This is a genomic window from Micromonospora fluostatini (assembly GCF_050410825.1).
Lineage (GTDB): Bacteria > Actinomycetota > Actinomycetes > Mycobacteriales > Micromonosporaceae > Micromonospora > Micromonospora rosaria.
In genome coordinates, this window is sequence record NZ_CP191251.1 from 3,576,242 (window position 1) to 3,597,097 (window position 20,856).

General features: G+C 72.9%; 19 protein-coding genes and 1 riboswitch. Of the genes, 11 read left to right on the top strand and 8 right to left on the bottom strand.

Going from position 1 to position 20,856, the window contains the following annotated elements; genetic code table 11:
* Positions 1–6 precede the first annotated feature (6 nt).
* Genes ACQUFX_RS15600 through ACQUFX_RS15610 form a run of 3 tightly spaced genes read right to left on the bottom strand, consistent with a single transcriptional unit; the run spans position 7 to position 2,569 of the window.
* Positions 7–477: an acyltransferase gene (locus ACQUFX_RS15600; protein ID WP_428966740.1), complete on the bottom strand. Its 471-nt coding sequence runs from the start codon at positions 475–477 to the stop codon at positions 7–9.
* On the bottom strand, positions 474–1,406 hold the full coding sequence (locus ACQUFX_RS15605; protein ID WP_428966741.1) for an NAD-dependent epimerase/dehydratase family protein: 933 nt from the start codon (positions 1,404–1,406) through the stop codon (positions 474–476). Before ACQUFX_RS15605 ends, ACQUFX_RS15600 begins: the two co-directional genes overlap by 4 nt.
* A gap of 26 nt (positions 1,407–1,432) precedes the next feature.
* On the bottom strand, positions 1,433–2,569 hold the full coding sequence (locus ACQUFX_RS15610) for a DegT/DnrJ/EryC1/StrS family aminotransferase (RefSeq protein ID WP_428966742.1): 1,137 nt from the start codon (positions 2,567–2,569) through the stop codon (positions 1,433–1,435).
* A gap of 168 nt (positions 2,570–2,737) precedes the next feature.
* On the opposite strand from ACQUFX_RS15610, the gene lhgO reads away from it, so the two are divergent.
* The gene (lhgO, locus tag ACQUFX_RS15615) at positions 2,738–3,934 is read left to right on the top strand and encodes an L-2-hydroxyglutarate oxidase (protein ID WP_428966743.1); all 1,197 of its coding nucleotides are present in this window, start codon (positions 2,738–2,740) and stop codon (positions 3,932–3,934) included.
* A gap of 31 nt (positions 3,935–3,965) precedes the next feature.
* Here lhgO and ACQUFX_RS15620 read toward each other — a convergent pair whose 3' ends face one another.
* Entirely contained in the window at positions 3,966–4,574 is a 609-nt protein-coding gene (locus ACQUFX_RS15620) for a TetR/AcrR family transcriptional regulator (protein WP_428966963.1), read from the bottom strand.
* Between the two features lie 257 nt (positions 4,575–4,831).
* Here ACQUFX_RS15620 and ACQUFX_RS15625 point away from each other — a divergent pair, with 257 nt between their 5' ends.
* From ACQUFX_RS15625 to ACQUFX_RS15640, 4 genes are all read left to right on the top strand, one after another.
* A complete protein-coding gene (locus ACQUFX_RS15625; protein WP_428966744.1) occupies positions 4,832–5,728 on the top strand; it encodes an ABC transporter permease in 897 nt (298 codons plus the stop codon).
* Positions 5,721–6,539, top strand: coding sequence for an ABC transporter ATP-binding protein (locus ACQUFX_RS15630; protein WP_067366387.1), 819 nt, complete (start codon positions 5,721–5,723; stop codon positions 6,537–6,539). The genes ACQUFX_RS15625 and ACQUFX_RS15630 overlap by 8 nt, the downstream gene beginning before the upstream one ends.
* A 140-nt stretch (positions 6,540–6,679) precedes the next feature.
* A complete protein-coding gene (locus ACQUFX_RS15635; RefSeq protein ID WP_428966745.1) occupies positions 6,680–8,185 on the top strand; it encodes a bifunctional cytidylyltransferase/SDR family oxidoreductase in 1,506 nt (501 codons plus the stop codon).
* A 75-nt stretch (positions 8,186–8,260) separates the two neighbouring features.
* Entirely contained in the window at positions 8,261–9,988 is a 1,728-nt protein-coding gene (locus ACQUFX_RS15640) for a CDP-glycerol glycerophosphotransferase family protein (protein ID WP_428966746.1), read from the top strand.
* An 82-nt stretch (positions 9,989–10,070) separates the two neighbouring features.
* Here ACQUFX_RS15640 and ACQUFX_RS15645 read toward each other — a convergent pair whose 3' ends face one another.
* From ACQUFX_RS15645 to ACQUFX_RS15660, 4 genes are all read right to left on the bottom strand, one after another.
* Positions 10,071–10,943 (bottom strand): C39 family peptidase, encoded by an 873-nt coding sequence (locus ACQUFX_RS15645; protein ID WP_428966747.1) that lies wholly within the window; start codon positions 10,941–10,943, stop codon positions 10,071–10,073.
* A 229-nt stretch (positions 10,944–11,172) separates the two neighbouring features.
* Positions 11,173–11,316: riboswitch (cyclic di-AMP (ydaO/yuaA leader) on the bottom strand.
* Between the two features lie 296 nt (positions 11,317–11,612).
* The gene (locus ACQUFX_RS15650) at positions 11,613–12,479 is read right to left on the bottom strand and encodes a hypothetical protein (RefSeq protein ID WP_428966748.1); all 867 of its coding nucleotides are present in this window, start codon (positions 12,477–12,479) and stop codon (positions 11,613–11,615) included.
* A 147-nt stretch (positions 12,480–12,626) separates the two neighbouring features.
* Positions 12,627–12,755 (bottom strand): hypothetical protein, encoded by a 129-nt coding sequence (locus ACQUFX_RS15655; protein ID WP_428966749.1) that lies wholly within the window; start codon positions 12,753–12,755, stop codon positions 12,627–12,629.
* A 133-nt stretch (positions 12,756–12,888) separates the two neighbouring features.
* Positions 12,889–14,061 (bottom strand): acyltransferase family protein, encoded by a 1,173-nt coding sequence (locus ACQUFX_RS15660; protein WP_428966750.1) that lies wholly within the window; start codon positions 14,059–14,061, stop codon positions 12,889–12,891.
* 292 nt (positions 14,062–14,353) lie between these two features.
* Here ACQUFX_RS15660 and ACQUFX_RS15665 point away from each other — a divergent pair, with 292 nt between their 5' ends.
* From ACQUFX_RS15665 to ACQUFX_RS15690, 6 genes are all read left to right on the top strand, one after another.
* Positions 14,354–15,679 (top strand): polysaccharide pyruvyl transferase family protein, encoded by a 1,326-nt coding sequence (locus ACQUFX_RS15665; RefSeq protein WP_428966751.1) that lies wholly within the window; start codon positions 14,354–14,356, stop codon positions 15,677–15,679.
* A 94-nt stretch (positions 15,680–15,773) separates the two neighbouring features.
* Positions 15,774–16,886 (top strand): glycosyltransferase family 2 protein, encoded by a 1,113-nt coding sequence (locus tag ACQUFX_RS15670; RefSeq protein ID WP_428966752.1) that lies wholly within the window; start codon positions 15,774–15,776, stop codon positions 16,884–16,886.
* Complete coding sequence (locus ACQUFX_RS15675) at positions 16,883–17,440, top strand: GNAT family N-acetyltransferase (RefSeq protein WP_428966753.1); 558 nt, start codon at positions 16,883–16,885, stop codon at positions 17,438–17,440. Before ACQUFX_RS15670 ends, ACQUFX_RS15675 begins: the two co-directional genes overlap by 4 nt.
* On the top strand, positions 17,437–18,489 hold the full coding sequence (gene pseI, locus ACQUFX_RS15680; protein WP_428966754.1) for a pseudaminic acid synthase: 1,053 nt from the start codon (positions 17,437–17,439) through the stop codon (positions 18,487–18,489). Before ACQUFX_RS15675 ends, pseI begins: the two co-directional genes overlap by 4 nt.
* A gap of 203 nt (positions 18,490–18,692) precedes the next feature.
* A complete protein-coding gene (pseB, locus tag ACQUFX_RS15685; RefSeq protein ID WP_428966755.1) occupies positions 18,693–19,676 on the top strand; it encodes a UDP-N-acetylglucosamine 4,6-dehydratase (inverting) in 984 nt (327 codons plus the stop codon).
* On the top strand, positions 19,673–20,839 hold the full coding sequence (locus ACQUFX_RS15690) for a DegT/DnrJ/EryC1/StrS family aminotransferase (protein ID WP_428966756.1): 1,167 nt from the start codon (positions 19,673–19,675) through the stop codon (positions 20,837–20,839). The genes pseB and ACQUFX_RS15690 overlap by 4 nt, the downstream gene beginning before the upstream one ends.
* The last annotated feature ends 17 nt before the right edge of the window (positions 20,840–20,856 follow it).

The following is a 20,856-nucleotide window of genomic DNA, read 5'->3' on the forward strand; positions in this document are numbered from 1 at the left end:
GGGCTCCTAGCTGTCCTGCGCGGCGACGAACCGGACGGCGCCGCCGTCCACCTCGACGGTGGAGACCACCCGGGCCGGGACGCCGGCCACGACCGTCCCGGCGGGGACGTCCCGGGTGACCACGGCGCCCGCGCCGACCACCGCGCCGTCCCCGATGGTGACGCCCATCAGCACCGTGGCGTTGGCCCCGATGAAGACCCGGTCACCGATCGTCACCGGCGCCCGGTCGACCTGCGGGTAGGCCCGACCGGAGACGCAGCGGCGCACCGAGGAGTGGGTGTAGATCTGTGCGCCGCTGCTGATGTCGCAGCCGGCGCCGATGGTCAGCCCGCCGGAGCCGTCGATGACGGTGAACGCGCCGATCCACGTGCCCGCGCCGATCACCGGCTCGCCGACAATCCACGCGTGCGCGTTGTACGGGTTGGCCGGCAGCCCACCGGGCGGTGGGCTGCCGGCGACGGCTGGTGGGGTGGTCACGCCACCTCGGTCTTGATGAGGTCGGTCATGCCGTCCTCGACGGCGATGGTCGGCTCCCAGCCGAGCACCTCGCGGGCCCGGGTGATGTCGGCCGCCCGCCGGCTGACCAGCACCTCGCGCGGGTTGAACTGCGGCTCGACGTCCACCCCGACCGCCTTGATCAGGATCTCGGCGAGGGTGGCGACGGAGGTGTCGAGGCCGGTGCCGATGTTGACCGGCACGTTGCCCTGCTCGGCCTCCAGCGCGGCGACCACGGAGCGGGCGATGTCGTGCACGTGGATGAAGTCCATCGACTGCTCGCCCTTGCCGTCGATGATCGGCGGCTGGCCGGTCTTGAGCCGCTTCACGAAGTGGTTGATCACCGAGGTGTAGTACGCGGTCGGCTTCTGGCCGGGGCCGTACACGTTGAAGAACCGCAGCGCGATCCAGTTCAGGCCCTTGCTGCGCTGGTAGAAGCCGAGCAGGTCCTCCCCGGCGCGCTTGGCGATGCAGTACGGGGTGAGCGGGTCCAGCCGGTCGTCCTCGTGCATCGGCAGCTTCTGCGGGTCGCCGTAGACCGAGGCGGAGGAGGCGTAGACCACCCGCTTGACGCCGTTGTCGGCGGCGGCGGCGAAGACGTTGTGGTTGCCCACCACGTTGATGTCGATCGACTCGTACGGGTCGGCCTGGCTCTTGTTGATCGAGACGGCGGCGAGGTGGATCACGTACTCGCAGCCCTTCATGGCCGCGTGCACCGCCCCGCCGTACCGGACGTCCTGGTCGATCAGCTCGACGTCGCCGGTGGCGACCAGCTCGGCGACCTTGTCCCGGTCACCCCGGAACATGTTGTCGAAGATGCGGACCCGGTAGCCCTTCTCCAGCAGCAGCGGCACCACGTGCAGCCCGATGAAGCCGGCCCCGCCGGTGATGAAGACGGTCTGCTTGGACATGTCGAACGGTGTCCTTCCTACGTTCATCACCTGGATGCCGTGGCGTCGACGACGTCGACCAGAGTGGTCGCAACGGTCTCCACCTGGGCGTCGGTGAGGTTGGCGTGCATCGGGACGGCAAGGTGCCGGGCGAAGAGGTCAGCCGAGACCGGGCAGGGCTCGCGCTGGTCGTACAGCGGCTGGACGTGCGAGGCGTACGTGCCGAAGGTGCACTGTACGCCGCGCTCGCGCAGGGCCAGTGCCACCGCGCCCCGGTCCACCGTCGGGTCGAGGGTGACCACGTACGACTGCCACGGGTGTTCGCGGTCCGGCGCCTGGTACGGCGTGGTGATCAGCGGGTGGTCCTTGAGCAGCTCACCGTAGCGGGCCGCGGTGCGCCGCTTGGCGGCCAGCAGCTCCGGCAGGCGGTCGAGCTGGGCCAGCATGATCGCGGCGGCGACGTCGGAGAGCCGGTAGTTGTAGCCCAGCTCGGTGAAGCTCGGGATCGGCAGGTGGGACAGCTCGGCCCGGGTCAGCGCCCCCTCCACCCCGTAGGTGTGCAGCTTGCGGGCGTGCGCGGCGAGGTCGTCCCGGTCGGTGACGAAGGCCCCGCCCTCACCGGCGGTGATGCCCTTGCGACCGTGGAAGCTGAAGGTGGCCACGTCGGCCAGGCTCCCGGCGGGGCGGCCCCGGTACGTGGCGCCGGCCGCGCAGGCCGCGTCCTCGACCAGGAAGAGCTGGTGCCGGTCGGCGACGGCCCGCAACTCGTCGTAGTCGGCCGGCTGCCCGAAGGCGTCGACCGCGATGATCCCCACGGTACGGGGGGTGATCGCCGCCTCGACCGCGGCCGGGTCGACCGTCCAGGTGTCCGGTCGGACGTCGGCGAAGACCGGCTTCGCGCCGGTCCAGAGCACCGAGTGGCCGGTGGCCGGGAAGGTGTAGTCGGCGACCACCACCTCGTCACCCGGCCCGGCGCCGAGGGTGAGCAGCGCCAGGTGCAGGGCGGACCCGCAGTTGGTGGTGGCGAGGGCGTGCCGGGTGCCGGCGGCGGCGGCGAAGCGCTCCTCGAACCGGCGGCAGGTCGGCCCGGCGCCGGCCAGCCAGCCGGAGGCGAAGACCTCGGCGATGGCGGCGAGCTCGGCCTCACCGACGGTGGGCTGGCCGAGCGCGATGACCTCAGACATGTGACTCCCGGTGTAGCTGGACCCGCAGCAGTCTAGGCCAACCCGACGCAACGGGCGCGGATCGGGCAAGCCGGCGGGCTTCGTTACCATCGCTGCGCGGTGCCGGGCGGGCACCGGCGTCCGGCGGTACCGGCCGGGCCGGCACCGGCGTGCCCGAGGGGAGAGGGAATGACGAGGTTCGTGGTCGTCGGCGGCGGCATCGTCGGTCTCGCCGTGGCGCACCGGCTGCTGGCCGACCGCCCCGGCGACCGGGTGACCGTGCTGGAAAAGGAGGCCGGCTGGGCGGCCCACCAGACCGGGCACAACTCCGGGGTGATCCACGCCGGCGTCTACTACAAGCCGGGCAGCCTGAAGGCCACCCTGTGCCGGGCCGGCAGCGCCTCGATGGTCGAGTTCTGCGCCCGGCACGACCTGCCGTACCAGGTCTGCGGGAAGTTGATCGTGGCCACCGACCGGGCCGAACTGCCCCGCCTGCACGACCTGCACCAGCGGGCGCTGGCCAACGGGCTGCCGGTGCGCCTGGTCGACGCGGCCGAGGCCGCCGAGTACGAGCCGCACGTGGCCGCCGTCGCCGCGCTGCACATCGCCTCGACCGGGATCGTCGACTTCGGCGCGGTCTGCCGGACCCTCGCCGGCCTGCTCGCCGACGGCGGCGCGGAGCTGCGCACCGGGGCCGAGGTGACCGGGGTGACCGACCGACCGGAGGGGGTGGTGGTCACCACCACCACCGGCGAGGTGGTCGCGGACGTGCTGGTCAACTGCGCCGGCCTGCACGCCGACCGGATCTCCCGGCTGGCCGGGGTGCCCACGCCGGTGCGGATCGTGCCGTTCCGGGGCGAGTACCACGAGCTGACCCCGCAGCGGCGGGACCTGGTCCGGGGGTTGATCTATCCGGTACCCGACCCGCAGTTCCCGTTCCTCGGGGTGCACCTGACCCGAATGGTCGACGGCAGCGTGCACGCCGGGCCGAACGCGGTGCTGGCCACCGCCCGCGAGGGGTACTCGTGGGGACGGTTCAGCCCGCGTGACGTCTGGGACGCGCTGTCCTACCGGGGGTTGTGGGCGTTGGGCCGCCAGCACTACCGGTACGGCCTGACCGAGGTGACCCGGTCGCTGTCGCGCCGACGGTTCGCGGCCAGCCTGGCCCGGCTGGTCCCGGAGCTGACCGCGGCGGACATCGTGCCGGCGGGTGCGGGGGTCCGCGCCCAGGCCATCCGGCCGGACGGCACGCTTGTCGACGACTTCCTGATCGTCGAGGCGCCCCGGCAGGTGCACGTGCTCAACGCGCCCTCACCGGCGGCGACCAGCTCGCTGGAGATCGCCCGGCACATCGTGTCCCGGCTGCCGCTGGCACCGGTCCGGTAGTCCGGTGACCGTGCGGCGGGAGGGTGCCGGGTCAGGCCGGCGCGGTCGGCGTGCCGGGCCCGTGCTGGCGGGGCACCGTGGCCGACGCGCCCAGGGCGGTCACCACCGAGTCCACCAGGCTGCCCAGGTACTCCTCGGTCAGCGGGGTGCGGGCGATGGCCAGCCGCCAGTAGAGCGGGCCGGCGACCAGGTCCACCGCCAGGTCCGGATCGGTCTCCGGGGGCAGTTCGCCGCGCCGGATCGCCCGGTCGACCAGCCGCCCGCCGATCTCCTGCTGCTGCGCCCGCAGCACCTGCTGGAGGGTCTCGTCGATCTGCGGGTTGCGGGCCGCCTCGGCGAGCAGGTCCGGGATGATCTGGGCGGCCAGCGGGTGGCCCAGCGCGTGCACCACGACCCCGAAGAGCAGTTCGAGGTCGCCCCGGAGGCTGCCGGTGTCCAGCGTCGGCAGCTTGCGCCCGGCCGTCGCGGAGACGACCTCCAGCACCAGTTCCAGCTTGGAACTCCACCGCCGGTAGATCGCCGTCTTGCTCACCCCGGCGCGGCGGGCCACCGCCTCGATCGACAACCGGCCGTACCCGGCGGCGGCCAGCTCCTGCATCAGCGCCCGCCGGATGGCGGAGGTGATGTCGTCGCGGAGCACCGCCGCGCCGGCCGGCGTCCGCCGCTTCCCGGTCGCCACCTGCACCTCTTCCGGCGCGGTCACGCTGTCCTCTTCTCGCACGTCACGTGCCCCAATGTAGCGCAACGACGGTACGGTTGCGTCCCGACGTAATTTGGACTACCGTCCACGCAGCGACGAGGCGGCGCTCCACGCACCTGCCACACGTGGTCCCCTGCCACGCGTGGTCCCGTCGCCACGCGCACCCCGTCGGCACAAGAGATCGGAGCGCCCCACCAATGGCCAACACCGCGCTGGCCGACCCCGATTCCGGCCTCACCCAGGCGCAACTGGCCGCCCGGCACGGGCTGCGGGTCGCCGGCGAGCGGCCTCCGCTGGCCGAGTACACCCGCCGGCTCTGGTCCTACCGGCACTTCATCGCCGCGTACGCCAACGCGAAGCTCGTCGCCTCGTTCAGCAACGCCAAGCTGGGCCAGCTCTGGCAGGTGCTCACCCCGCTCACCAACGCGGCGGTCTACTACCTGATCTTCGGCATCGTGCTCGAACAGAACCGGGTGCCGAACTTCATCGCGTACCTGACCACCGGGCTGTTCATCTTCAACTTCACCCAGGTGGCGGTGCAGAACGGCACCCAGTCGATCACCAACAACCTGGGCCTGATCCGGGCCCTGCACTTCCCCCGGGCCTGCCTGCCGCTGGCCGTCGTGCTCACCCAGCTCCAGCAGCTCATGGGCGCGATGGTGGTGCTGGTCGGCATCGTGCTGGTGACCGGCGAGCCGATCACCTGGGAGTGGCTGCTGCTGGTGCCGACCGTGGTGTTCCAGGCGCTGTTCAACGCCGGGCTGACCATGGCGGTGGCCCGGATGGGCGCCAAGGTCAACGACCTCAAGCAGATCATGCCGTTCGTCCTGCGCGCCTGGATGTACGGCTCCGGCGTGCTGTACAGCGTCACCCTCTTCGAGCAGAGCCTGCCCGGCTGGGCGGCCCGGCTGGTCGAGCTGAACCCGGCCCTGGTCTACATCGAGTTGGCCCGGGTCTCCCTGCTGGAGTCGGCGCCCCTGCTCAACTCCTCGCCGACCCAGCTCTGGCTGGTCGCGGCGGCCTGGGCGGTCGGCATGGGCATCGGGGGCTTCCTCTACTTCTGGCGCGGCGAACAGGAGTACGGCCGTGGTTGATCAGCTCGAGAACTCCAACGACGTCACCGTCACCCTCCCCCGGGTGCAGGACCGCATCCCGACGGTGGTGGCCGACGACGCGCACGTCATCTACCGGGTGCACAAGGGCGCCGGGGCCACCGCCAGCCCGGTGGCCGCGCTCAAGCGGATCGTGTCGCGCACCTCGGCGCCGCAGATCCGCGAGGTGCACGCGGTCAAGGGGGTCAGCTTCACCGCGTACCGGGGCGAGGCGATCGGCCTGATCGGCAGCAACGGCTCCGGCAAGTCGACCCTGCTGCGGGCGATCGCCGGGCTGCTGCCGGTGAACCGGGGCGCGGTCTACACCCAGGGGCAGCCCTCGCTGCTCGGGGTGAACGCCGCGCTGCTCAACGACCTCTCCGGCGAGCGCAACGTCGCGCTCGGCTGCCTGGCGATGGGGATGTCCCCGACCGAGGTCGAGCGGCTCACCCCGGAGATCATCGAGTTCTCCGGGATCAACCAGCGCGGCGACTTCGCCTCGCTGCCGATGCGGACCTACTCCTCGGGCATGTCCGCCCGGCTGCGCTTCTCGATCGCCGCCGCGAAGAAGCACGACGTGCTGCTGATCGACGAGGCGCTGGCCACCGGCGACAAGGGCTTCCGCAAGCGCAGCGAGCAGCGGGTCCGGGAGCTGCGGGAGAACGCCGGCACGGTGTTCCTGGTCAGCCACCAGCTCTCCTCGGTCCGGGACACCTGCGAACGGACGATCTGGCTGGAATCCGGCACCCTGCGGATGGACGGTCCGACCGCCGAGGTGATCCGGGCCTATGAGACATACGTGAACTCCAAGTAGAGTTCCGTCGTCCGTACGGCAACCACCCGGTGCCGTCCCACCGCGTCGCCCCACCGGGCGGCGCGGTGGCCGCGTTACTGTTCATCGGGACGTACCCCCGATGTCACCCAGAGTCAACCCCCCGGAAGTGAGGATCGGCAATGACGCAGGACCACACCACTGGCCCGGACGCCACCGGCGAGGCGGCAGCCCCGTGGCGACCCACGCGGACGGTGGCGGTGGTGCTGGCCGGCGGCACCGGAACCCGGCTCGGCCTGGGCATCCCGAAGCAGCTCCTGAAGATCGCCGGTAAGCCGATCATCGAGCACACCCTCGCGGTCTTCGAGGCCGCCCCGGAGATCGACGAGATCATCGTGCTGATGGCCGCCGGGCACGTGCCGCAGGCCCAGCAGATCGTCGACAAGGCCGGCTTCCGCAAGGTCAGCAAGGTGATCGAGGGCGGGGAGACCCGCAACGACACCACCCGCGTCGCGCTGGACGCGGTCGGCGAGGGCGACGTCAACATCCTCTTCCACGACGCGGTCCGCCCGCTGGTCAGCGGCCGGATCGTCCGCGAGTGCGTCAACGCGCTCTGGACGTACTCCGCCGTCGACGTGGCGATCCCCTCGGCGGACACGATCATCCAGGTCGACGACGACGAGTGCATCACCGACATCCCGGTCCGGGCCCGGCTGCGCCGGGGCCAGACGCCGCAGGCGTTCCGCTCGGGCACCATCCGGGAGGCGTACCGGCGGGCCGAGGGCGACCCGAACTTCGCCGCCACCGACGACTGCGGCGTGGTCCTGCGGTACCTGCCCGGCACCCCGATCAAGGTGATCGACGGCTCCGACGAGAACATCAAGGTCACCCACCCGGTCGACGTGCACCTGGCGGACAAGCTCTTCCAGCTCGCCGCCGCCCAGGTGCCCCGGCTGGCCGACCCGCGCGGCTACACCGAGGAGCTGGCCGGCCGGACGGTGGTGGTCTTCGGCGGCAGCTACGGCATCGGCCACGAGCTGACCGAGTTGGCCCGCCGCTACGGCGCCCAGGTCTTCCCGGTCAGCCGCTCCACCACCGGCACCCACGTCGAGCGGGCCGGGGACGTCGAGGCAGCGCTGCGGACGGCCTTCGAGGCCACCGGGCGGATCGACTACGTGGTGGTCACCGCCGGCATCCTGGAGAAGGGCGCCCTCGCCGAGATGGACGAGGAGACCATGGACCGGGTCCTCCAAGTCAACTTCGTCGGGCCGGTCACCATCGCCCGCCAGTCCCTGCCGTACCTGCAGCAGACCAAGGGCCAGCTCCTGCTCTACACCTCCAGCTCCTACACCCGGGGCCGGGCCCAGTACGCCCTCTACTCCTCCACCAAGGCGGCCCTGGTCAACCTGACCCAGGCCCTCGCCGACGAGTGGGCCGAGTTCGGCATCCGGGTGAACTGCGTCAACCCGGAGCGCACCGCCACCCCGATGCGCACCCGGGCCTTCGGCGAGGAGCCGGAGCACACCCTGCTGGCCGCCGAGACGGTCGCCCAGGCCTCGCTGGACGTGCTGATCTCCGAGCTGACCGGCCAGGTGATCGACGTCCGCCGGGCCCCCGGCGAGGGGCCGGCCAGCCCGGCGGTGCCGGCCCAGGCCGACAAGCCCGCCCCGGTGACCAGCGCCGGCTGACCCGCCTGCCCACCCGCACCACCGGCGGCCGGCGACCGGCCCGGAGCACCCAGCGAGACCGAAAAGCGGAGTGACATGCGTGGTGACCTGGTCAGGAAACTGATCGCCCGGTGCCTGACCACGGGTCTGGCCCTGCTCGCCTTCACCGTGGTGGCCCTCACCGGGGCGACCGGGTGGGGGCTGGCGCTGGCGGTGGCGGCGCTCGCCGCCGCCGCGTGGGAACGGCGGGTCCGGCCGGCGGCCGACGTGCTGACCGAGACCACCCTGGTCGCCGCCGCCGTCCTGGTCGGGTACGCCCGCCGGCTCGACGCCGGGTTCGACCCGGTGCTGGCGGTCACCGCGCTGGCGCTGCTCGGGCTGGTGCTGCTCGCCGGCCCGCTGCGGGAGGCCGGGATGCTGGAGATCCGGGCCGCCAACCTGCCGGTGCGGCAGTGGACCCCGCTGGTCGCCGCGCAGCTCGGCAACGCGGTGCTCGGCCTGCTCGCCGTGGTGGCGCTGGCCGCGCTGGCCACCCTGCCGGCCTGGGTGGCGCTGCTGGCCACCCTCGTGGTGGGCGCCGGGGCCGGGGCGGTCGGGCTGGACCTGGCCCGGCGGCGGTTCCGGCCCGGCGCCGGGGGCGGGCCGGTGGGCCGGGCGCTGCGCCGGGACCAGCCGGAGTTCCTGCTCTACTTCTCCGCCCCGCCCGGGTCGGAGTACCAGGTCACCATGTGGCTGCCGTACCTGGAACGGATCGGCCGGCCGTTCCTGGTGGTGCTGCGCGAGCCGGAGTTCCTCGGGCCGGTCTCGGCGGCCACCCGCGCCCCGGTGGTCTTCTGCCCCACCCTGAAGGCGCTGGACGAGGCGCTGGTGCCGAGCCTGAAGGTGGCGTTCTACGTCAACCACGGCGCGAAGAACAGCCACTGCGTCCGGTTCAACCAGCTCACCCACATCCAGCTCCACCACGGCGACAGCGACAAGGCGCCCAGCGCCAACCCGGTCTCCGGGATCTTCGACCGGATCTTCGTGGCCGGGCCGGCGGCGATCGAGCGGTACGCCCGCGCCGGGGTCGACATCCCGGCGGAGAAGTTCGAGGTGGTGGGCCGGCCGCAGGTGGAGGCGATCCAGGTCCGCCGGGAGCCGGCCGGCACGCCACCGAACCCGAACCCGACGGTGCTGTACACGCCCACCTGGACCGGCCACCACGCCGACGCGAACTACTGCTCCCTGCCGGTGGGCGAGACCCTGCTGCGCGCCCTGCTGGCCCGGGGGGCCACGGTGATCCTGCGCGCCCACCCGTACACCACGCAGAACCCGGCGTCGGCCCGGCACCTGGCCCGGCTGACCGAACTGCTCGCCGCCGACCGGGCCCGGACCGGCCGGCAGCACGTCTACGGCGCGGCGGCGAGCCGGGAGCTGACCCTGACCGAGTGCGTGAACCGCTCCGACGCGCTGGTCTCCGACGTCTCCGGGGTCATCTCCGACTACCTCTACTCCGGCAAGCCGTACGCGGTGACGGACATGGTGGGCGAGGGCGACCGGTTCGTCGAGCGGTTCCCGCTGGCCGGCTCGGGCTACGTGCTGCGGCGGGACATGGCCAACGTCGACGAGGTGCTGACCCGGCTGCTGGAGACCGATCCGGCCGCGTCGGCCCGGTGGGCCACCCGGGCCCGCTACCTCGGTGACTTCCCCGCCGAGACGTACGCCGAGGTCTTCCTGACCGCCGCCCGGCGGCACCTGGAGCCGGGCTGGGCCCCGCCGGGTCCGCGCAGCTCGGCCGCGCCGGCGCTGCCGGACGCCGCCGCGCCGCTGACCCCCACCATCTGACGGGCGCGCCGCACCCCCACCGACGCCGACGGGCGCCGGCCCCCGAGTCGGGAGCCGGCGCCCGTGGTGCGTCGCGGGTGGGTCAGGCGGAGTACCCGCGGGTGGCGATCCAGTCGGCCAGCGCGTCGACGGTGAGCCAGTACGAGGCGGTCGCCGGGTTCGCCGAGTCGGCGATCTTCACGGACTTGCCGCCGTCCCGGTAGCCGACCACGGCGACGTAGTGCCCACCCGGGAACGAGTGCCAGCCGCCGGAGAGGTCGGTGGTGCTGCCGGCGACGTTCACCACCGGGCTGCGGTCGTCGGCCACGGCGGCGACCACATCGGCCCGCAGCCGCTCGGTCTGGGCGGCGGTGGCGGCACCCCCGGAGATCATCCGGGTCCGGTACGGCTCACCCTTGACGAGCTGGTTGAGCACCCGGGTGGTGTCGGCGGCCGAGTTGGTGCCGAACTGGGTGGTGCCGAGCCGCCCGGCCAGGTCGTCCTGGCTGCGGGAGATGCCCATGGCGGTCAGCGCGTTACGGACCGCCGCCGGCCCGCAGTAGTAGTAGGTGATCTGCGCCTGGTACTCGTGGTCGAGGACCTTCGAGGCGGGCGCCTTCGGCGCCGCCGAGCGGGTCAGGTCCGGGTCCGGCGCGGCGCTGCTGGCGGCGGCGCTCGGCGAGGCCGCCCGCGACTTGGTCGCCGACGGGGAGGTGGCGGTCGGGGCCGGGGTGGTCAGCGACGGCGCCGAGGTCTGCGGGGCGCTCAGCTCGGCGCGGGCGGGCAGCTCACCGGCGTGCGGCGCCTGCTCGGCCACGGCGGCCGGGCGGACCCGGGCACGGTCAGGGGTGTCACCGACGGTGGCCAGGACGCCGACGCCCGAGGCCACCACGAGGGTCGCGGCCGAGGCGGCGACGACCTGGTACGGACGGTCCGCGGCGAGCCGTCGGAGCTGCCGCTTGAGATGCTGCTTCACGTGTTTCCTCCACGGTGCCGGTGGCGACCGCACCGGCGCGGCGGAGCCGAGGGGCACGCCGACGACGCGGGTCGGGGCCCGCGGACGGTGGGATCGCTGGGGGATGGCGCCCGATCTGCTCGGGCGGGGGCGGTTGCCGGAATCAGCTCGTCGCGAGCGCGACGGGCGACGGCACCGCGGCGCCGTGGGGGTTCAGCTCAGGGGATTGGTCGTGGCGCACAGGCTGTGGCTCTCCTTCCGATACCGCCTACCGGGTTAGCTGACGGATTCGGGCGGGAAGAAATCGCCCTACCGCGAGCCGTGGGCCCGCGGATTCACCCCACACGTGCACTGGGTCCCCGGTTCGTCGTCGACGATTGAGCGGGTCGGCACGGCGTCGCCTCTTGCGATCGTGAACCGCACCGGACGCAGCGACACTACTGGCCGTCCACCGCCCCGCCAAACCGCCCTCACCTGCTCAAACATCGAACACCGGGCGCCTCGGCGACTCAGTTGCGCACTGACGCGACTCAATGGGACGAGCAGTTGTCAGGGAATCACCGGTCGACAACCGGACACCCGGTGCGCATCCCACGGGAATTGACGGCCCTCCTCACCCCGCCTGCGCCGGCTGCCCGAATCCGCCAGCCTGTGACCGGCGTCACCGAAGTCGTCCCGACGGGGCCCGGCTCAGCCGACCCGGGCCGGCCGGAACCGGGCCGCCAGCACGGTACGCCGGGCCTGCGCCGAGGTCGCCGCCGCCGGTGCGACGGCCGGGCTGAGCCGCTGCGCCGCCGCGTACGCCTCGACGGCGAGCACCCGGGCCGCCTCGGCGGACAGGTCGGCGTCCCGCCACGCCGCCCGCTCCCGCACGACCGCCTGGCGGTACCGGGCCAGCTTGGCGTCGCGGACCGCGCGGGCCAGCAGCACCTCCTGCTCGACCGGGTGCCGCCGGGGGTCCCAGCCGCCCCGCCCGGCGAAGACGTCGCGGAGTTGTGGCACGGTGAGGTCGCCCCGCCAGTGCGCCATCACGGCCGCCCGGTGCAGGTACCGCTTCCGGGCGGCACGCTCGGCCGGCGTGTACGGCGGCCGCAGGGCGGGCAGGGCCCCCGCCCCGGCGAACCGCCGGGCGATCCGGTCGGCCTCGTCGCGCTCCCGCCACGCCCGGTCCAGGTGCTCCTGCGCGGCCAGCCAGGAGGCGCGTCGTCGCCGGGCGTTACGGGCCGCACCGGCCGCCGCCACCGCCACCTCCCCGGCGTACCGGCGCAGGTCGGCCGCCGCCTCGGCGGCGGCCGCCGCGATCTGCTCGGCGGTGGCGGCGGGCCCGGCGACGTCAGCGGACTCGGTGGTCCCGGCCGACCGGGCGGTCGGCGCGGCCCGGTCCGGGGCCGCCCCGTCCGCGTCGACGGCCCCGCCGAGCGCCGGTTCACGCCGCCGGTCACGGTCGGACCGGACGACCAGCGCGGTGAGCACGCCGAGGGTCAGCAGGAGCAGCCCGGTCCAGATGGCGGCGGCCCGGGGCACCCCGATCACGAACTGGTGGAGGAGCGTCGCCATGGTCGTACCTCGCGGGAAGCGGAAGCCTACGGTGGTCCGCACCGGCGGGCCCGGCGCGGCCGGCCAGCCGCGATCGGACGTGCGGTGGATGAGGTGCGGGGTGGACGCCGGGTGACCCCACGACGCCGGTACGGCTGCCGCGCGCCGTCAGACCGGCGGCCCCCGGGAGCCGGCGACCTCCGACGCGACCGGGCCGGCCGCAGGAGCGAGGAACCGGTCGTCCCCGGCGGTCAGCACGACCCACCACAGTGGACCGGTCGGGGCGACGGGAGGCACGACTGACAACCTACCGGCGCCGGCACCGGAAGCCCATGGCCGTCCGGGCGTGTCTACCGACCACCCGTCCACCCCGAGCCGGCCCCGGGCCCCCGACGCTGTCGAGCTGACGTACTCGACGACCCAGCGGGGGTCAACGGTGCCGGACGTAGCCCTGGGCGTGCTCGTCGGACGCCGGCTCGACAGAACCGGAGGCGGGGTCGGAAGCGGGGTCGGGGCGGGGGGACCTGGACCGGCGCGGGCCGAGCAGGCGCATCATCGGGGTCTCCAGCCAGCGGTGCATCAGCGCGGCCAGGCCCAGGTTGACCAGGAGGAAGGCGACCACGGCGACCGGTCCCCACCAGCCGGGCAGGCCGACGCCGTAGTGCCCGGTCAGCCGGAGCACGGTGACCATGACGAAGACGTGCACCAGGTAGAAGGCGAAGGAGACCTCGCCGAGCCAGACCAGCGGCCGGGAGCGCCACGGGGACCAGCGTCCCCGGATGTCGGCGTCCGCCGCCGCCGCGATGACCAGGATGTACGCCACCGACAGCACGCCGGCCCAGAGTTCGGCGCGGATGACCTCACCGGCGGCGATCCAGATGGCGACGAAGAGGATGCTGGCCAGGCCCAGGTTGGGGCCGCGCCACCTGCCCCGCCGCATCAGCTCCGCGGCGGCGACCCCCATCCAGAACTCCAGCGACCGGGTCAGCGGGAAGACCTGGGTGAACCACCAGCGGCTCTCCTCGGGCACCAAAAGCTGCGCCGGCCAGAGCGCCACGATGAGCAGCGGTACGGCGACGACGACGAGCCAGAGCATCCAGGGGCGGGCCCGCCGGATCAGGGGCAGCGCGAACGGCAGGCAGAAGTAGAAGAACAGCTCGCAGGAGAGCGACCAGCTCACCGTGTTGACGCTGTAGAAGTGGCCGGGGGTCGGGTCCCAGGCCTGGAGCAGGAACAGGTTGGTCACCGCGGCCCGGAGGTTGACCGGGTCGGTGAACCAGAGCCCGACCAGCAGCACCACCGCCCACATCAGGATGTGGTTGGGGTAGATCTTCGCGGCCCGCCGCCGCCAGAAGGCCCGCTTGGAGTCCTCGGGACGGGCCGACCAGACCAGGACGAAGCCACTGAGGATGAAGAAGAACTGCACGCCGGAGAGGCCGAGGGTGAAGACCTTCGAGAGGACGGCCTGCTGGTCGGGTTCCGCGACGACCCGCATGGTGGCCGCGTGGAAGCCGTAGACGAGCAGGGCGGCAATCCACCGCAATCCGGTCAGTGAGGGCAGTCGGGACAAGACCGGCGACGGTCCGGCGGTTACGCTGGTCATGCCCCGACACCGTCCGCGACCAGGATCACCAGCACTACGTCTCCTCCTCCGCGGGCGCGTCGTCGACCGGTTCCGGGGCCGCCCGCCGGGCACCCTACCCGCAACCGGTCGGCGGCTCCCACCGCGCGAGGTGGGGGGCGCGACGGCGACGGGCGTGCGAACCAGGGGTGACCAATGGCCTAATATCCCGGTTCTTGCGATGTTGCGGGACAAGGACGGGGGTCCGCCGCGTCGCCGACGGCGCCGGCCAGCGCCTCCGGGCGCGCAGGATCGACGAGAGGGAACAGCAGCGATGCACCAGCGGATTCTGCTCCGGGCCAAGAAGGGCCCCTTTGACATCTACACCCCGGAGGAGACGTTCGAGCGGAACTGGATCGGCGACAATTCAGGCAACCTGGTCTTCAGCCACTCGGCGCACAAGATCCTGCGGACCGCGAACGCGGAGATCACCTCCACCGGGTTCCGGTCGGACGCCCGGGACGCCGACATGATCAACGAGAAGTACGACGTCTTCGTCGTCCCGCTCGCCAACGCCTTCCGGCGCAGCTTCGCCCACCGGCTGGTCAGCATGACCCGGCTGATCCGCCGGCTGAAGATCCCGGTGGTGGTCTTCGGCGTCGGCACGCAGACCAACCTCAAGGGCGACCGGGAGTACCTGCGCCAGATCGACGAGCCGGTGAAGGACTTCGTCAGCGCCGTGCTCGACCGCTCGCACAGCATCGGGGTACGCGGTGAGATCACCGAGAGCTACCTCAAGACGCTGGGCTTCTCCGCCGTGGACGTGATCGGCTGCCCGTCGATGTTCCTGCACGGCGACACGTTGCGGGTGGAGAAGAAGAAGCCGTACCTGGGCACCGAGGACCGGATCGCGCTCACCGTCTCGCCGTACGTCAAGTCGATGGCGAAGGTGATCACCGCGCACCACCGGAAGTACCCGAACCTCTGCTACATCCCGCAGGACGTCAAGACCCTCGGCGTCCTGCTCTACGGCGACGCCCCCGAGGACCGGGGCAAGAAGAGCACCATCCCGATCCACACCTCGCACCCGCTGTTCACCGAGGACAAGATCCGGATGTTCGTCGACCCGTGGACGTGGATGGACCACCTGAAGGGGTTCGACTTCAACTTCGGCACCCGGATCCACGGCACCATCACCGCGCTGGTCTCGGGCACCCCGGGCTACCTGTTCGCCCACGACTCCCGCACCCTCGAACTCGCCCGCTACTTCGACATCCCCTACCGGGAGATGACCGACGTCTCGGGTGAGGTGGACGCCGCCCAGCTCTACGAGGAGGCGGACTACACCGCGCTGAACAACGGGCACAAGGCCCGGTACGAGACGATGCTGTCCTTCCTCAACCGCCACGACCTGGGCAACTCGTTCGCCGACGGGGACTGCGCGGCCCGCTTCGACCAGCAGGTCCGCGACACCGTGTACCCGCCGGGGGTGGGGCCGCAGGCCACCGCGCCGACCGAGCAGCTCGTCTCCCGGATCGACTGGCTGCGGGAGCAGAACCAGCAGCTCCGCGAGAAGCTGGACGCGCAGACGTCCCAGCAGCTGCGCACCCGGGTACGGCGGGCCGTGGGCAGCCGGGTGAAGCAGATCCTCAACCGGTAGTTCACCTACGGGCGGTGGGCTGTTCAGGAAGCGCCCGCCGCCCGTACACGCCAGGTTCTGTGCCCGGCCACCCGCGCCGTCGATGGTGTCGGGCGTGGTCACTGAGTCGACGCGAACCCCACTGCTGAGCTTCGTCGTCCCCGTGTACGGCGTCGAGGCGTACCTGTACCAGTGCCTGGAGTCGATCCTCGGCGGGCTCACCGTCGACGAGTCCGACGCGATCGAACTGGTGGCGGTCGACGACGCCTCGCCGGACCGCTGCGGCGAGATGCTCCAGTCGTACGCGGCCGGGCGCCCGAACGTCCGGGTGGTCCGGTTGACCCGCAACGTGGGGTTGGGGCTGGCCCGCAACGCCGGGCTGGAGCAGGCGCGCGGCCGGTACGTCTGGTTCGTCGACAGCGACGACTGGCTGCCCCCCGGCGCGGTGACCACGGTGCTGGCGCGGCTGCGCCGCGACGAGCCGGACGTGCTGCTCCTGGACCACCTGCGGGTGCACGAGAACGGCCGGCTGGAGGTCGACGCCAGCAGCCACCTGCTGCGCGGGGTGCCCGACCCGGTGACCCTGGACGAGCGGCCCGAACTGCTGCGGGTGCAGCACACCGCCTGGAACAAGGTGGTCCGCCGCGACTTCCTCGACGAGCTGGACCTGCGCTTCCACCCCGGCTGGTACGAGGACATCCCGTTCAGCCACCCGCTGCTGATCGGCGCGGAGCGGATCTCGGTGCTGGACCAGGTCTGCTACCGGTACCGGCAGGGCCGGCTCGGCGCGATCACCTCCACCCGCAGCGGCCGGCACTTCGACGCCTTCGCCCAGTACGAGCGGCTCTTCGAGTGGGTGGACAAGCGCCATCCCGACCCGGAGCTGCGCGCCACGCTGTTCACCCTGATGATCAGCCACTACCTGGTGGTGGTGGGCAACGACGACCGGCTCCACCCGCACCTGCGCCGGGCCTTCTTCCGGCGGGTGGCCGAGCACTACCGCCGGTTCCTGCCGCCCGAGGGGTACCCGCAGCCGGACGGGGTGCCCGGCCTCAAGCACCGGCTGGTCGGCCGCGACAGCTACCTGGCGTACGTGGCGTTGCGCCGGGCCCACCGGATGGCCGGCCGGCTGCGCGGCCAGCGGGCCGCGCCGGCGCCGGCCGAGGCCGACCCGGCGGCCGGCCGGGAGGCGGCCGAGCAGTCCACGGCGCTGGCGGGACAGGGATGACCGCTGCGCCGTACCCGACCGACGGGCTGACCACGGCCGACGCGCCACCGCCGACCGACGGGCTGCGCCCGGCCACCGGCGACGACCTGGTCACCATGCTGCGCTGGCGGAACCACCCGCAGGTCCGCGCGGTCAGCAACACCCGGCACGAGATCGCCCCGGCCGAGCACGCCGCCTGGTGGGCGGGGGTCCGCACCGACCCGGACCGGCGGGTGCTGATCCACCGGTACGCCGACCGGGACGCCGGGGTGGTCACCTTCAGCGGGGTGACCTCGCCCCGGCGGGACCTGGTCTGGGGCTTCTACCTCGACATCGCGGGCCTGGACGAGCGGCGGGAGCTGCTGCGGGCCTGGATGTCGCTGGAGGAGGCGGCCATCGCGCACGCCTTCACCGACCTCGGGGCACGCAGCCTCGGCGGGGAGACCTTCGCCGAGAACAAGCCGGTGCTGGCGTTGCACCGGCGCTTCGGGTTCCGGATTGTCCGCCGCTACGAGCGGGACGTCGACGGTACGCCGCACCAGGTGGTGTGGACCCAGATGAGCAGGGAAGCATGACGGTGACAGTGAAGATCGGGCCGCACGCGGTCGGCGCAGGTGAGCGGCCCTTCGTGGTCGCGGAGATGTCCGGCAACCACAACGGCAGCCTGGACCGGGCCCTGGAGATCGTCGACGCGGTGGCCGCCACCGGGGCGCACGCGCTGAAGCTGCAGACGTACCGGCCGGACACGATCACGATCGACGTGGACGCCCCCGAGTTCCGCATCTCCTCGGGCCACGACCTGTGGGGCGGCGAGCGGCTCTACCAGCTCTTCGAGAGGGCGCACACCCCGTACGAGTGGCACGAGCCGATCTTCGAGCGGGCCCGGCAGCACGGCATGACCGTCTTCTCGTCGCCGTTCGACGCGACGGCGGTGCGCCTGCTGGAGGAGCTGGACGTGCCGGCGTACAAGATCGCCTCGTCGGAGCTGGTGGACCTGCCACTGATCCGGCTGGTCGCCAGCACCGGCAAGCCGATGGTGATCTCCACCGGGATGGCCAGCCTCGGCGAGATCGACGCCGCGGTGACCGCCGCCCGCTCGGCCGGTGCCGGCGGGATCGTGCTGCTGGCCTGCACCGCCTCGTACCCGGCCCCGCCGCAGGACAGCAACCTGCGCCGGATCCCGGTGCTGGCGCAGGCGTTCGGGGTGCCGGTGGGGCTCTCCGACCACACCCCCGGCATCGGGGTACCGGTGGCCTCGGTGGCGCTGGGCGCCTGCCTGATCGAGAAGCACGTCACGCTGCGCCGGGCCGACGGCGGGGTCGACTCGGACTTCTCGCTGGAGCCGGCCGAGCTGGACGCGCTCTGCGTGGAGTCCGAGCGGGCCTGGGCCGCGCTGGGCGGGACGACGGTCGGCCCCACCCCCACCGAGCGGGAGGGGCTGCGGTTCCGCCGGTCCCTGTACGTGGTCGCCGACGTGCGCGCCGGTGAGCCGGTGACCAGCGAGAACGTCCGGTCGATCCGGCCGGCCGGCGGGCTGCCCCCGGCCGACCTGGACCGGGTGCTCGGGCGCACCTTCGCCCGGGACGTGGCCCGGGGCACCCCACTGGCGTGGGAGCTGATCTGAGCCACCGGCCCGCCGGCCGGACGCGTCCCGTCCGGCCGGCGGGGCGGGCACCGCACGCCACGCGGCGGCAGCCGCGCATTCACGTCCGGCCGACGCGCTGTTCACCGGACCACGTCAACCAGTTAACCCACCAGGGTTAGCGTCTCGATCCGGTCGGCCGCCCCGGTGGGCCGCGCCGACACCTATGACCAGGGGAGAAGCAAGTGAGTGAGTTGAATGGTTCGTCCATTCTGATCACCGGCGGCACGGGGTCTTTCGGAAAGACCTTCCTCCGGCACATCCTCACCGAGGCCGACCCGGCCCGCGTGGTGGTCTTCTCCCGCGACGAACTCAAGCAGTACGAGCTGCGCCAGCAGCTCGACGACGACCCCCGGCTGCGCTGGTTCATCGGCGACATCCGGGACCGGCACCGGCTGACCCGGGCGATGCACGGGGTGGACCACGTGGTGCACGCCGCCGCGCTCAAGCAGGTGGACACCGCCGAGTACAACCCGTCGGAGTTCATCGCCACCAACATCACCGGCTCGCAGCACGTGGTGGACGCGGCGATCGAGGCCGGGGTGCAGAAGGTCATCGCCCTCTCCACCGACAAGGCGTCCAGCCCGATCAACCTGTACGGCGCGACCAAGCTGGTCGGCGACAAGCTGTTCGTCTCGGCCAACCACTACGCCGCCCAGCACCCGACCCGCTTCGCGGTGGTGCGGTACGGCAACGTGGTCGGCAGCCGGGGCTCGGTGGTGCCGCTGTTCCGCCGGCTCGCCGCCGAGGGCAGGAGCCTGCCGATCACCGACAAGCGGATGACCCGGTTCTGGATCACCCTCGACCAGGCCGTCCAGTTCGTCCTGGACTCCTTCGACCAGATGCAGGGCGGCGAGCTGTTCGTCCCCCGGATCCCCAGCATGCGGATCCTGGACCTGGTCGAGGCGGTCGCCCCGGACGCCACCACGCACGAGGTGGGCATCCGGCCGGGCGAGAAGCTGCACGAGGAGATGATCGCCCCGGACGACAGCCGCCGGACCCTGCGCGCCGCCGACCGGTTCATCGTCCAGCCCACCATCGCCACCTGGGGGTACCAGCCGCCGGAGGGCTGCGAGCAGGTCGGCGACGGCTTCGCGTACCAGTCGGACAGCAACGACCAGTGGCTCACCGTGGAGCAGTTGCGCGACATGCTCGGCGTCCGGGTATGACGGCGATGCTCCCGTACGGCCGGCAGTCGGTGACCGAGGACGACGTCGCGGCCGTCGCCGCCGCCGTGCGCAGCGACTGGCTCACCACCGGCCCGCAGGTGGCCGCCTTCGAGACCGACCTGGCCGGCTGGACCGGCGGGGTGGGCTGCGCGGTGGTCGCCAACGGCACCGCCGCCCTGCACACCGCGTACGCGGCGGCCGGGGTCGGCCCCGGCGACGAGGTGGTGGTCCCGCCGATGACCTTCGCGGCGACCGCCAGCACGGCGGTGGCGCTCGGGGCGACCGTCGTCTTCGCCGACGTCGAGCCGGAGACGTACACCCTGGACCCGGCGGCGGTGTCGGCGGCGCTGACCACCCGGACCCGGGTGGTGTCGGCGGTGGACTACGCCGGTCACCCGGCCGACTACGACGCGCTGCGGGCCGGCCTGGACGGCACCGACGCGCTGCTGCTGGCCGACGCGGCGCACTCCATCGGCGCCACCTACCGGGACCGGCCGGTCGGCTCGCTGGCCGACCTGACCACCTTCTCGTTCTTCCCGACGAAGAACCTCACCACCGCCGAGGGCGGGGCGGTCGCCGCCACCGACCCGGCGCTGCTGGAGCGGGCCCGCCGGTTCCGCAACCACGGGCTGGTCCGGGACGCCGACGAGCTGCGCTGGCCCGACGAGGGCGGCTGGCACCAGGAGGTGCACGAGTTCGGCCTGAACTACCGGCTGCCCGACGTGCTCTGCGCGCTGGGCCGCAGCCAGCTCCGCCGGCTCGGCGACTTCCTCGCCGCCCGCGCCCGGCTGGTCGCCCGGTACGACGCGGCCCTGGCCGACCTGGCCGGGGTCCGGCTCCCGGGTCGCCGGTCGTGGGCGCAGCCGGCCTGGCACCTGTACCCGATCCGGGTGCTCGACGGCCGCCGCCGCGAGGTGTACGACGCGATGCGCGCCGCCGGGATCGGCGTGCAGGTCAACTACATCCCGGTGCACTGGCACCCGGTCTTCGCCGACCTCGGGTACCGGCGCGGGTCCTGCCCGGTGGCCGAGTCGTTCTACACCGAGCAGCTCTCCCTGCCGCTGCACCCCGGCCTGACCGAGGCCGACCAGGACCGCGTCGTCGACGCCCTCGGCGCGGCGCTGGGCGCCGGCAGGGCCCGGGCCCGGACCACCGTCGCCTGAGCCGCGCCCGACAGGAA

What these genes read in the sequence shown, in the direction of transcription:
- ACQUFX_RS15640 (WP_428966746.1), top strand. Translation starts at nt 8,261, where the DNA reads ATGCGTGGTGACCTGGTCAGGAAACTGATCGCCCGGTGCCTGACCACG.
- pseI (WP_428966754.1), top strand. Translation starts at nt 17,437, where the DNA reads ATGACGGTGACAGTGAAGATCGGGCCGCACGCGGTCGGCGCAGGTGAG.
- ACQUFX_RS15665 (WP_428966751.1), top strand. Translation starts at nt 14,354, where the DNA reads ATGCACCAGCGGATTCTGCTCCGGGCCAAGAAGGGCCCCTTTGACATC.
- ACQUFX_RS15690 (WP_428966756.1), top strand. Translation starts at nt 19,673, where the DNA reads ATGACGGCGATGCTCCCGTACGGCCGGCAGTCGGTGACCGAGGACGAC.
- ACQUFX_RS15675 (WP_428966753.1), top strand. Translation starts at nt 16,883, where the DNA reads ATGACCGCTGCGCCGTACCCGACCGACGGGCTGACCACGGCCGACGCG.
- ACQUFX_RS15610 (WP_428966742.1), bottom strand. Translation starts at nt 2,569, where the DNA reads ATGTCTGAGGTCATCGCGCTCGGCCAGCCCACCGTCGGTGAGGCCGAG.
- ACQUFX_RS15650 (WP_428966748.1), bottom strand. Translation starts at nt 12,479, where the DNA reads ATGGCGACGCTCCTCCACCAGTTCGTGATCGGGGTGCCCCGGGCCGCC.
- lhgO (WP_428966743.1), top strand. Translation starts at nt 2,738, where the DNA reads ATGACGAGGTTCGTGGTCGTCGGCGGCGGCATCGTCGGTCTCGCCGTG.
- ACQUFX_RS15625 (WP_428966744.1), top strand. Translation starts at nt 4,832, where the DNA reads ATGGCCAACACCGCGCTGGCCGACCCCGATTCCGGCCTCACCCAGGCG.
- ACQUFX_RS15605 (WP_428966741.1), bottom strand. Translation starts at nt 1,406, where the DNA reads ATGTCCAAGCAGACCGTCTTCATCACCGGCGGGGCCGGCTTCATCGGG.
- ACQUFX_RS15660 (WP_428966750.1), bottom strand. Translation starts at nt 14,061, where the DNA reads ATGACCAGCGTAACCGCCGGACCGTCGCCGGTCTTGTCCCGACTGCCC.
- ACQUFX_RS15635 (WP_428966745.1), top strand. Translation starts at nt 6,680, where the DNA reads ATGACGCAGGACCACACCACTGGCCCGGACGCCACCGGCGAGGCGGCA.